10 protein-coding genes are annotated in these 11,711 nt (G+C 65.1%); 3 read left to right on the forward strand and 7 right to left on the reverse strand.

The genetic code is table 11. The annotated features are described in order from the left end of the window. Nucleotides 1-933: 933 nt before the first annotated feature. Both AB0I04_RS54270 and AB0I04_RS54275 read left to right on the forward strand, forming a co-directional pair. On the forward strand, nt 934-1,248 hold the full coding sequence (locus AB0I04_RS54270) for a hypothetical protein (protein ID WP_360904618.1): 315 nt from the start codon (nt 934-936) through the stop codon (nt 1,246-1,248). Between the two features lie 434 nt (nt 1,249-1,682). Next, nucleotides 1,683-7,877, forward strand: a complete 6,195-nt coding sequence (locus tag AB0I04_RS54275) for a phospholipase D-like domain-containing protein (RefSeq protein WP_360904621.1) — start codon at nt 1,683-1,685, stop codon at nt 7,875-7,877. Nucleotides 7,878-7,965: 88 nt separating this feature from the next. On the opposite strand, the gene AB0I04_RS54280 is transcribed toward AB0I04_RS54275, so the two are convergent. Continuing rightward, the gene (locus AB0I04_RS54280; RefSeq protein WP_360904624.1) at nt 7,966-8,292 is read right to left on the reverse strand and encodes an integrase core domain-containing protein; all 327 of its coding nucleotides are present in this window, start codon (nt 8,290-8,292) and stop codon (nt 7,966-7,968) included. A 71-nt stretch (nt 8,293-8,363) separates the two neighbouring features. Between AB0I04_RS54280 and AB0I04_RS54285 the strand changes: the two genes are divergently transcribed. After that, complete coding sequence (locus tag AB0I04_RS54285; RefSeq protein ID WP_360904627.1) at nt 8,364-9,710, forward strand: IS30 family transposase; 1,347 nt, start codon at nt 8,364-8,366, stop codon at nt 9,708-9,710. Here AB0I04_RS54285 and AB0I04_RS54290 read toward each other — a convergent pair. The 6 genes from AB0I04_RS54290 to AB0I04_RS54315 all read right to left on the reverse strand — a co-directional run bounded on the left by AB0I04_RS54290 (nt 9,658) and on the right by AB0I04_RS54315 (nt 11,602). After that, entirely contained in the window at nt 9,658-9,858 is a 201-nt protein-coding gene (locus AB0I04_RS54290; RefSeq protein ID WP_360904630.1) for a DDE-type integrase/transposase/recombinase, read from the reverse strand. The two genes, AB0I04_RS54285 and AB0I04_RS54290, sit on opposite strands and share 53 nt — an antisense overlap. Nucleotides 9,859-10,008: 150 nt before the next feature. Next, nucleotides 10,009-10,188 (reverse strand): IS3 family transposase, encoded by a 180-nt coding sequence (locus AB0I04_RS54295; RefSeq protein ID WP_360904633.1) that lies wholly within the window; start codon nt 10,186-10,188, stop codon nt 10,009-10,011. A 122-nt stretch (nt 10,189-10,310) separates the two neighbouring features. Continuing rightward, nucleotides 10,311-10,631, reverse strand: coding sequence for a transposase (locus tag AB0I04_RS54300; protein ID WP_360904636.1), 321 nt, complete (start codon nt 10,629-10,631; stop codon nt 10,311-10,313). Between the two features lie 21 nt (nt 10,632-10,652). Further along, on the reverse strand, nt 10,653-11,057 hold the full coding sequence (locus AB0I04_RS54305; protein ID WP_360904639.1) for an ATP-binding protein: 405 nt from the start codon (nt 11,055-11,057) through the stop codon (nt 10,653-10,655). A 174-nt stretch (nt 11,058-11,231) separates the two neighbouring features. Beyond that, nucleotides 11,232-11,360 carry a hypothetical protein gene (locus AB0I04_RS54310; RefSeq protein WP_360904642.1) on the reverse strand — a complete coding sequence of 43 codons (129 nt, stop codon included), beginning with the start codon at nt 11,358-11,360 and terminating at the stop codon, nt 11,232-11,234. A 5-nt stretch (nt 11,361-11,365) separates the two neighbouring features. Next, entirely contained in the window at nt 11,366-11,602 is a 237-nt protein-coding gene (locus AB0I04_RS54315; protein WP_360904645.1) for a hypothetical protein, read from the reverse strand. Nucleotides 11,603-11,711: the final 109 nt, after the last annotated feature.

The raw sequence follows: 11,711 nt of genomic DNA on the forward strand, positions 1-11,711 counted from the left end.
ACGCGACGTGACGGCGCGACACGGCGGATCACTCGTCGTACGCGCCCGGCCGGGCGGCGGCGCACTGTTCGAAGCCACACTGCCCCTGGCCTGACCCCCACAAACACGAACACACCCCACCCACCAGCCAGCGAATACCGCACTCCGCACACGATCGGGCACGAACGTCACTCCCACATGGTCACCCGTGATCCGGGTCACACCACACCCGGAAGTAGATCCCTGTGCGTCACGAAAGACGTGTTACGTGCGTTGGTTCCGCGCGCAGGTCTGAAAGTTCAGCCTTGGCGTGGTCATGTCCCGTGACGAAAGGAAGATATCCAATGAAGGCGAACAGGGCCTTCAGGCACGCGCGAGTGGTCGCCGCGGTTCTGGCCGTGGCTGGGGCCGGGATCGCGGTCCCGGCCACGCCGGCGGCGGCGCAACTGGTTCAAGATTTGCGCCTACGGCAACTACCCGGCGTATGCCGATTTCCCCCAGCTGAACTACTACTACAAGACCCCTGTGGCCAACCCGGGGCACTGCGAGAAGGCCTTCGTGGGCGCCGGCATCACGTGGGCCCGCGTTTACGGGCTTGCCAGCAAGCCGTTCGTTGTGGCATCAGTGGGATTCGACCCCGTCCGCGGGTGGACTGGTGCTGCCAAAGGAACCCCCCAGGCGCACTCTCTGGTCAACTTCCACTGACAGCCGCACCGGCCCGAACAGTAACCGGCTCACGAACACTGAACCGTTCCCCTCCCTGTTCTCCCACTCCGCAAAGACCCTGCCCGTCTGGATCGCACCGACGAGCTGAACCGGCCGACACCCCCGGCGCCCGTAACCGGCCGCAGACGGCAATCAGCAGCGTGCCGTGAACGGCCACGCTCAACGCCATTCACTATCCGAGATCAATCGAACACTTTAAGTGCTCACGAGAGATGGGAAACGCCCGCGGTGACCGACGACACGCCCCCGGTCCGCGTCATGGTCCGCGCATTGAACGCGTTGAAGAAGGAACTTCAACGCCACGACGTAACCTCACACGTGACGTCGACCGGCACCAGCCGAGCCGTCCTACACGTCACCGGCCTGGACATCAGCATCACCTGCCGGACCAACTCCGAGCATCACCACACCTGGTGGTTCTGGCTCGGCGACAAACCCATCACCTCCGCCGACGCTGTCGAAGCGGCCGCCGAACAACTGCTCGGGCGCGGGTCGTCGTGCCAACGAACCATCACCCATCAAAGCCCAGAAACCGATGGATGAATCGCCGAAACACCGCCAAAAACAACGCTCTCGGTGAAGACGTCGTATCAGGCAACGGAACCAGGAGAAACGTCCGCCAGCTGCTGCCCGCCCTCGCCCAGGTCATCCGACATCGTCACTGAATGCATTTCATCCTCAGTGCGAGGCGTGCAGTCCACGGAGTGATCACGGACGGTGTGTCACCTAGACCATTCCCTGTCACATCGACCATCGACGTGGTTAGGCTAATCATGTTTTCCACCAGCAACGACAGCAAACGTACCCACAGCCGAAGACGACACATTCCCTGTCACATCAGCGCAGCCCCCTAAAGGGTGACGCTTCGTGAAGGGAGGTCGCGCGGGGGCACAGGGAAGGGCTCGGCCATGGTCACATCGACGACCGATCGCAGGGTTGGCTCGGCAGCTGTGTGGAGGACCTCGACACGCAGCACCATGGCGCGTCTTTCCGCCTGCGTCGAAGTGACCTCCGGCCATTTGATCGACGGCGAGTTCATCATCGATTCGATGAGCCGATCGACTGAGCCGAGCCCGGGAGATGCGGTCCCGCCATCACGGATGGCGCAGGTGATGCTGGACAGGAACGCCTCACCGCCTGCCCCACACCTTGAGTCTCCCCAGGCGCGGTCACAAAGGAGGTCCTCGGCCGGCCACGGGGCGTCGGCTGTGACAACGCCGTCTACGGGAAGCAGCGCCTGGAAGCAGGTGGAGTCCTGGCCGGCCGTCAGCGCTCTGTCGGCCGGTATGCCAGCCGTGCGGCGCGAGCACACCTGGTTCGACCCGGCCTCCGAACGGCCCGTCCGCTCCGCATTCGATGTCCGGCGGGTCGAAGACAGTAATGAGCGGATCACCGAGCTCACCGTCGCCGTTAACGCGCAGCCGCGGGCCGGTATCAGTGATGAACAGGTCATCGACACTTGGCAACGGCTGGCCGCGGGAATTGAGGAGTTCTTCAACGCGCCACGGCACCGGTTCGAAGGCGGTGATCTGTCCGGTGATCTGCTTCGTGTCAACGTTGTTCCAGCTGGTCCCGGACAGCCCGCGCACATGAGCGTGGCGCTGGCACCGTATGCTCCCGGCCAACTCATGACCCAGCACACCTGGATTGTCGGCCAGCCTCCTGTGTTCTACGCCCACGAGATAGCCCACCAACTCGGGCTACGCGACGAACACGGCCACAGCACCAGAACCCACCTGACCAAGGGAAGCGTCCATAACATCACCCGAACCGCCCACGTCTCGGGCAGTCTTCTGGGCGATTTCGACGCCACACCCGAACAAGGACTCTCCCCAGCCGGGCTCCGCCGCCGCCACCTGGCACTCCTGGCAACCCTCATCGGCCCCATCACCCCGCATACCGCCCAGGCGGCAGCCGATACCCCTAGCCGGTCCTCGGCCGATGCCGTACCGAATGGATCACCTGGTTCGTTTCCAGAAACGGCAGCAGCAACTCATATCCCACAGGACAGCTCACCACTCGCACCAGCCCTTCCCCGTCGACCCGACATTGGTCCAGACATCATCGATGACTGGCTTCAAGAGTCCGCGGTCGCCGGAGACACTCGTTCCGATGCGTTGCGTGATCTCGACGTCGCGGTGGAGACGCTGCGGAACGACCGTGACAATGTCAGGTCGCTGCGGGCCACGCTCTACGCGATCGACGAGTGGAGGATGACCAAGACCGGGCCCAGCAACCGCGACGAGGCGGTCGGCCGGCTGCAGGCCGTCGTCGAAGCCGGTCTCGCCCGTCAGCTGGAGGGGACGGCGCGCCGCGATCCGCACCGATCACGACGTCCGATCCACCGCCCCGGCCAGGAGGAGCCGAGCGCGGTCCTGGGCGATCTGGAAGACAAGTACTTCCCGCCCCACCTGCAGCTGGGCGTCCAGCATCGGGCCGACACGACGGTCACCACGCATGTGGACGGCAACGCGTACTTCGGTGCGATCTCCGACGTGCTCGACACGTTGCACGGACCGGGCGATCGTCTCTACATCACATCGTGGTACTTCCACCTGGCCACACGGCTGCGCAACGGGCCCGGCGAGCCGAACCTAGGGCAGAGGCTGGTATCTCTGGCGGCGGCCGGGGTCGACGTACGGGTGATCGTCGCCATCCCGCGGCACTCCCTCGGCCCGTCCGAGAAACCGCTTCTCCAGCGGGATGTCTGGCGGCTGCCGTTCAAGACCATGATCGGGAAGTTCGCGAAGACGAACCTCACGTCGGTCCAGACTCTGCGCGGCGCCCGGAGTGATGACCGGCCGATACTCACCGATCGGGTTCTCATCGATTGGGGCGGCGGATTCGACTCACGCCATGAGAAGACCACGATCGCCTACAGCGCGGCCACCGGCACGCTGCACGCGTTCGTCGGAGGGATGGACTACGCGCCGAACCGGTTCACGGACGAAGGGCACCAGGGCGCCCCACGGCACAACTACTGGCATGAGGCGGGCGTGCAACTGCAGAGTGGTGCCGCGGAGGAGGTGCTGCGAAACTTCTGGTCCCGCTGGCGCGAGACCGCGACGCTGCCCCCACGGAACCTCTGGCTCAACCAACAGGAAGAGCCGTTCAATCCCGCCATCGAACCCGAGCCGGCAGAGCCGATACCGGCCTACTCTCCGGCGCCGGCCCATCCTTCCAACGGATCACACGTCGATGCCGGGGTCCGGATATGGCGTAGCTATCCTCCCTATCGGGTGACGCCTCTGGGTGATTCGCTCCAAATCCCGTGGCATTCTCTACCGGCTGAGGGCGTCGCCGAGGTTCCCACGGGGCTGATCACCGCGATCGATGCCGCCACGAGATACATCTATGTCGAGGATCAGACGCTCAACCCGTCTCTTATCGCGACTCCGTACAACCACCACAAGGTTCTGTTTCCGGCGATCTTCCGGGCGCTCACGCGGGGCGTCAAGGTGCTGTTCGTGTCCCAAGGGTCCCCCGGCCGGGGCGCGAAGTCCTCCGCGGACGCCACTCCAGGCGTTTCCCGAGAGATCAACACACTGATCCTCGAGAAACTGACACGGGCGCAGCGACAGAACTTCGCGCTGTTCACCCTGAAGGACACCAAGGTCCACACCAAGGTCGTCCTGGTCGATGACGAGTTCGCCTCCATCGGCTCGGCCAACTTCTGGGATCGCTCGATGACCGGCGACGAGACCGAAGTAACAGCGGCGATGGTCCACCCGGGCGGACCGAACTCGCTCGTCGCCGACCTGCGCGTGCAGCTGTGGCGTGAACACCTGCGCATGCCCGAGACCGCGTTCACGGACGCTCGCCTTCGTGATCTCGAGGTGGGCCTTGGCTACTTCCGCAGCTCCTGGGGCGCCGGAGACGCATCCGAGATCCCGGACAGCGCGCTGGAGGAAGCACGCGGCAACCTCGTGAACCGGATCATCAACCCCGCAAGCCAGCGCACGAGCCGGACGCGGAGTGCGAACGCGCCGCTGGCCTATATGGATGCTCCGATTTCCCAACAGGCCCTGACGGCCCCCGACGACGCGGGCGACTCGATGCGGAACATGCCTGAGCGGCTCGAACGGCGGCTCAGCGAGACGGGCGTCGATCCGCGGGTGCACGCGCTGAGCGAGGACAACCTCATCCGCGTTGTCCAAACGCCCGCCGTGTGGGGCATGCAGATGGTGAGAGGTGACATCTCGGAGTCTGCCAGCCGGGCCGCCGACGAACTAGCCGCTACGGTGGAGGAGATTATCGGTGACGGCACGCAGCTGATAGATATCGCCAGTCTCCTGGCGCCAACGGGACGTCTTCGTGAAGCGGTTTATAACGGCCTCCTGAAGGCGGCCTCCAGGAAAAGCGACGAACGCATTCTCGTACGTTTCTTGTTTGGTTATGTGCCGCTCAAAGACACCTTTTCCGAGTTCACGAGGGACCTGAGAGGCTTCCTCAAGCGAAAGAACGTCTCGCTGGACCGGATGACCATCCTGGTCGGGCAGCTATCCAACGTGCTGAGCGGTTTCTGGAACCACGCGAAGATCGTCGCCGCTGACGGCAAGGTGGCCATGGTCGGTGGGCACAACCTCTGGTCGGACACCTATGGCGGCTACCCTCCGGTCCATGACATCTCCATCGAGGTGATCGGCGAGGGCGCCAAGCACGCACAAGACTTCGCGGACTATATGTGGACGACCGGCGGAAGCAGCCTTACCGTCCGGCGGATCATGGCCGACTACGGAACGCAGACACTTTCTCCCGGGCCGCAGCGTGACAGGACCGCCGTCGTGGAACTGCGCGACGATCTGCCCGGCCGCCCGATGCCGACCGACAATGCCGATCAATGGCACCGTAGTAGGGCCCTGTCGCTCGGCCAGACCGGACGCCTTGGCGATGACGCCAGCGATGTCGCCAAGGAAATGGTCATCAAGGGTGCCCGGCACAGCCTGAAGATCAGCCAACAGGATATCGCTTTTACTGGCTTCACTTCTGAAGAGAGCCATGACGTCGTCCGCTGGATCGCCGAAGCGCTGATAGACAACCCCGAACTTAAGGTCAGTATCGTCGTTTCCTCGTCAAAGGCGGGCGCGGCGCAAGGGGCATACTCTTGGGGCTTTGGCGCGCCCGGCACCTACGCCATGATCAAGCGGTTCATCAGGAAGGTGGTCGATCCTGAAGGCATCGGAGCCAACGACGACATCGTCACCGGCGCACTGCAACGTCTCAAGGTAGCACCGTTCGTCTTCACCAACTTTGATGTGGTGGTCGAGGGAGAATACGCTTGGTCGGACGCTCCCGAAGAGACCATCAAGAGGCGCTACAAGCCAGGCTCCTGGGTCGAGACAGCCGACAAGTCCGAGCCGGAGCCGGCCAACCATGCCAAGGTTTATATCGCCGACGACACCGTCTATTATGTTGGATCAGACAATCTTTATCCGCACAAGCTCGCGGAGTTCGGGTATCTGGTCGAAGGCGACTCCGTTCAAGATGTCCTAACCGGCTACTGGGACAAACTATGGCTGTACTCTGAACCACATGCCATAGATTTCCTCCGGGACATTATCGAGGACTGGGAAACGGAATCGAGTCTGGGGGTGTTGCAACCACGCTCCGCGGCCCTGGAAAAGGTCGACGGCGCGCTCCGCCGCTGGCAGAAAGGCGGGCGTCTCGCTCCTCACAGGTTCGAACTGAACAAACAGCAACTCGCGGACGTCCAGGACGAGATCCAGCGATGGACGGTGGGAAAGGAAAAGACCGCCAGCCGAAGGCTCGTGGTCGTCGACCGTCTTCGCGCGAGCATCCAGCGAGAACTCAACGCCGCACTCCGACGAGAAGCGGAACACAGTGAGCATCCGAACCGCGAACGGCTGACGGCCGCCTCGCTTGCGGACGAGGGAGTGCCCGGCCGAACGCGCGGACCGCGCCTACACAACGAACCGGACACCTCCCCACAGTCACCTGTTTTGCCGTGGGCGTCGGCTGTGACAACGCCGTCTACGGGAAGCAGCGCCTGGAAGCAGGTGGAGTCCTGGCCGGCCGTCAGCGCTCTGTCGGCCGGTATGCCAGCCGTGCGGCGCGAGCACACCTGGTTCGACCCGGCCTCCGAACGGCCCGTCCGCTCCGCATTCGATGTCCGGCGGGTCGAAGACAGTAATGAGCGGATCACCGAGCTCACCGTCGCCGTTAACGCGCAGCCGCGGGCCGGTATCAGTGATGAACAGGTCATCGACACTTGGCAACGGCTGGCCGCGGGAATTGAGGAGTTCTTCAACGCGCCACGGCACCGGTTCGAAGGCGGTGATCTGTCCGGTGATCTGCTTCGTGTCAACGTTGTTCCAGCTGGTCCCGGACAGCCCGCGCACATGAGCGTGGCGCTGGCACCGTATGCTCCCGGCCAACTCATGACCCAGCACACCTGGATTGTCGGCCAGCCTCCTGTGTTCTACGCCCACGAGATAGCCCACCAACTCGGGCTACGCGACGAACACGGCCACAGCACCAGAACCCACCTGACCAAGGGAAGCGTCCATAACATCACCCGAACCGCCCACGTCTCGGGCAGTCTTCTGGGCGATTTCGACGCCACACCCGAACAAGGACTCTCCCCAGCCGGGCTCCGCCGCCGCCACCTGGCACTCCTGGCAACCCTCATCGGCCCCATCACCCCTCAGGAAATGACCGGACACCTCGGCGTGTGGGGCGACACGAACGCTCCCACCGAACACGACACCGGCCGGCTCGGCTCAGCGGGCTCGGCTCCAGGCCGGGTGCGCTCTGGCGTGCCGTCGGGCCATCGCTCGGACCAGCACGCCGGTGAGCAGGAGCCCGGGGTTTTGCCGGTGACCTTTCCTGACGCCGTGCGGCCGATGGCGACCGGCGGCGGAGGGCCTGCGGTCACCGCCTCTGAAGAGGCCGTCGGTATGGGCGGCTTCCAGCAAAACGAGGCAGCTGCGCCGGTGCTGGAAGGGACTCTGCCCCCGGACCACTCGAACCAGCACGACGGTAACTCCTCTGCAGTCAGCGAGCCAATGTCCGGGTCTGTGGCCGATACTCTGGCAGCGATCGACTGGCAGGAGAGCAGCCACAGCCTGCCGCCACACCCGAGCGATGAGAATGCTGTGAAGGCGTGCGTGTCGGTCGCCATTCTCGATTCGGGTGCGGGAATGGGCTGGTGACAGAACAGGTCACCCCTGTCACCACCAGGCTGAAAGATGCGGTGGAGTGGACCGCCCCGGCGAAGTTGGAGGCCGGATCGCTTGGTTCTCAGCCGGCCAGGGATCTAGCCGCGCGTGACCGGTGGAACGCTTCCTCATACTCACGCGGAGGCACGTTCCCGCAGTAAGAATGTATCCTTTCCGAGTTATACCATGCAACCCATTCCATCGTGGCAAGCGTCACATCCATGACATTCTTCCAGCCACCTCGGAAATCGATGAGTTCTTTCTTGTACAGGCTGTTCAGCGACTCCGCGGCAGCATTGTCGTAGGAATCTCCCTTACTCCCGACCGAGCGGGCGGCGCCGATCTGATCCAGCCGCTCGGCGTACCGGATCGATGTGTACTGGGCGGACTCAACCGGTCGTCGCAACACGTGATGAGTAGGAGCGTGTTGTGGCGAAGAGCAGGAGGTTGGAAGCCGCTTTTCGGGCTGGTCGTGCGCCGATGCGGTCACCTGGACGGCCTCCGGTCAACCGTCGGGAGGAACGGCAGCGTTTCTGGCGGAAGATCGCTGAAGGCATGTCCAGTGAGGATGCCGCTTTGGCGTGCGGCGTGTCGGCGCCGCTGGGGCCGCGGTGGTTCCGCGAGGGTGGCGGGATGCCGCCGATCAGTCTGGCCCCACCCTCGGGGCGGTATCTGTCGTTCGCCGAACGGGAGGAGATCGCGATCTTGAAGGCCCAGGGCGCCGGTGTTCGGGAGATCGCCCGCAGCCTGGGGCGGTCGCCGTCAACGATCTCGCGGGAGCTGCGGCGTAACGCCGCAACCCGGGGCGGTCGTCTGGAGTACCGGGCCTCGACCGCCCAATGGCACGCTGACCAGCGTACCCGGCGGCCCAAGACCGCCAAACTCGCCTGCAACGACCGGCTCCGGGATTACGTTCAAGACAGGCTCGCCGGCGTGGTCACCGCCTCGGACGGCAGCACGATCGAGGGGCCGCAGACGCGCTGGATCGGGCGGCGTCACGGTCGCCGCCAGGACCGGCGGTGGGCGACCTGCTGGAGCCCGGAGCAGATCGCGGGCAGGCTCCGGGCCGACTTTCCCGAGGATGAGACGATGCGCATCTCACACGAGGCCATCTACCAGGCGCTGTATATCCAGGGGCGCGGCGCGCTGCAGCGCGAGCTGACCGCCTGTCTGCGCACTGGGCGGGCGTTGCGCGTCCCCCGCGCCCGTACTCGCCAGCGCGGCAAGAAGTTCGTCACCGAAGAAGTGATGATCAGCCAACGCCCCGCCGAGGCCGGTGACCGCGCGGTGCCCGGGCACTGGGAAGGCGACCTGATCCTCGGGCTGGACAGTTCGGCGATCGGCACCCTGGTCGAGCGCACCACCCGGTTCACGATGCTGCTGCACCTGCCGCCAATGGACGGCCACGGCGGCCCCCGGGCCAAGAACGGACCGGCGCTGGCCGGGCACGGCGCCGAAGCCGTCCGCGACGCCATCGCCACCACGATCACCACGCTGCCCGAGCGACTCCGCAAGTCGCTGACCTGGGACCAGGGCGCCGAGATGGCCCAGCACGCCCAGCTGCGCATCGACACCGGCCTGGCCGTCTACTTCGCCGACCCTCGCAGCCCCTGGCAACGCGGCACCAACGAGAACACCAACGGCCTGCTCCGCCAGTACTTCCCCAAAGGCACTGACCTGAGCCGCCACAGCCGGCGTGACCTCGACGCCATCGCCGCCACCCTCAACTCCCGACCCCGCAAGACCCTCGGATGGAGAACCCCGGCAGAAGCCCTCAACGATCACCTACTATCGCTCCAGACAAGCAGTGTTGCGACGACTCCTTGAACCCGGGCTGGACGCCGCGATCAGAATGGTGGACCAGGCCGTCATCGATGCCACCCCGCGAGCAGATCGCCATTTCCAGCGCGTCCAAAGCCAAGTCGGCGCCAAGGTGATCAGCGACCTGCCACCCCACAATCCGGCGGGAGAACAAGTCCTACACAAACGCGGTGTACGCCCATCCGGCAGCGGTGGCCACATACGTGATATCCGCGACCCAGCGGCTGTCCGGCGCGTCCGCGGTGAAGTCCCGTTCCAGCAGGTCACCCGGCCGCTCGGTGCCCGGCACCGTGGTACGGGGCCGCTAGCGGACCGCGCACGCCCCGGACAGGCCCAGCTCACGCATCAGCCGCTCCACCGTGCACCGGGCCACTTTCACGCCCTCCCGGTTCAGCTGCGTCCAAACTTTCCGGGCGCCATACACCTGGCGGCCCGTCCCGGACCACACCCGTCTGATCTCCTTTTTCAGTTGTTCGTCACGCACCGCACGAGCCGATGGTTCGGCCTCGCGTTTCTTCGCCGCCCAATACGTCGACGGCGCACAATCTAGGACAGCGCAGATCGGCTCGACACCGAACCGGTCGCGGTGAGAATCGATGAACTCGACTAGCGCGGCAGTTTCGGATCGAGTTCCCGGGCGAAAAACGCACTGGCGGCCTTCAGGATCTCGTTCGCCCGCCGCAGTTCACGGTTCTCACGTTCGAGCTCAGCGATCCTTTGCAGGTCGCTGGTCGTGGTCCCCGGGCGCTTGCCGCCATCGACCTCGGCCTGCCGGATCCAGGTCCGCAGCGCCTCGCGATGCACCCCAAGCTGGTCGGCGACCCGGGCGATCGTCCCGGTCTTCTCACCGGTCTGGTCACGTAGTTCAAAGACCATCCGGACCGCGCGCTCACGCAGCTCAGACGAGTACTTCCTCGGGGGTGCCATAGCCCCTCACCCTTCCAGGTATCAGGGCCTCCACCCAACCCGGGGCGCTCCAGTTTTGCCCACCCCGGGATCGCCGATCAGGCAGAGCGGCTGGTCCTTCTTGCCCCATTCGCAGGTGGCCAGGGTGTGGATGATGGCCGGGTCGATGTTGGGGTTGGCCTCGAAGTCGAAGGCGCGCAGCGACTTCTCCCGTGGGCACGCGGCGGCCTTGATACGACGTTCGGAGCGCCGGCGAGCGCGATCATCGCACTCAGCCATCAGCAGCTCGACCAAAAACCCCAGGTAGGACATCTGGTCGCGGGCGGCGGCTTCGGCCAGGTCACCGAACTGGCTGCGGATGGTCGGCAGCCGCAGCATCCTGCATGCCTGGTCGATGGCGGTCTGGGCGGCTTGTTCGGTCCGGCCACGGTGGCGCTGCTCACTCATGAGGACTCTCCTTCGGCGGGACGATCCGCAGCCGGACGGGATCGTCGCAGTAGCTGGTCATAGACGCTGGCCGAAGGCAGCGGCCGGGTATCCGGCTGGCAGGTGAGCCAGCCGCCGCTCGGTCAGGAACGTCACCGTGGCGGCGTCGGGCTGGGAGGGGACGACGGGTTCGCCCTATTCGGCTTCGGCGGCCTTGCGGGCCTCCAAAGCGACGGCGTCAGAGATCAGCGCGCCGACCCGCAAGGCCACCGCCAGGCCGGCGACCAGATGCTCGTGACTGAGGTGGCGGCCCAGCAGCAGCACCTCGATCAGGGCACGAGTGCCCTCGTTGTCGCCGTGCCCTTGCAGGCCGCCGCCCACCAGGAATTATGCACCGGGGTGAACTTGCGGGCGGCGCGCGCCTTTTCCAGAGCGGTCGCGCCCGGCAGCGCACCGGGCTTGCGGACCAGGACCTCCAGGTAGTGATCCAGGTTCAGCCAACGGGCGCCCTTGGACAGCAGCCGCTCGTGACGGGCCATCTCGATCTGGCCGTCATAAACGATCACTTCGGAGGCGTGCTGCCATCCTGCAGGTCGCCGACGACGGGGACGGCGTACCAGAAGACCAGCATGAACGGATCTTCGAAAGATTCGTACGCCTCGACGCCGCGCGCAG

Origin of the sequence: Actinoallomurus sp. NPDC050550, from assembly GCF_040655075.1 — a bacterium.
Taxonomy (GTDB): Bacteria; Actinomycetota; Actinomycetes; order Streptosporangiales; family Streptosporangiaceae; genus Actinoallomurus.

Excerpts from the sequence above, each read along its gene's own strand:
- AB0I04_RS54275 (WP_360904621.1), top strand. The coding sequence starts at position 1,683 with ATGGCGCGTCTTTCCGCCTGCGTCGAAGTGACCTCCGGCCATTTGATC.
- AB0I04_RS54285 (WP_360904627.1), top strand. The coding sequence starts at position 8,364 with ATGCGGTCACCTGGACGGCCTCCGGTCAACCGTCGGGAGGAACGGCAG.
- AB0I04_RS54300 (WP_360904636.1), bottom strand. The coding sequence starts at position 10,631 with ATGGCACCCCCGAGGAAGTACTCGTCTGAGCTGCGTGAGCGCGCGGTC.
- AB0I04_RS54305 (WP_360904639.1), bottom strand. The coding sequence starts at position 11,057 with ATGAGTGAGCAGCGCCACCGTGGCCGGACCGAACAAGCCGCCCAGACC.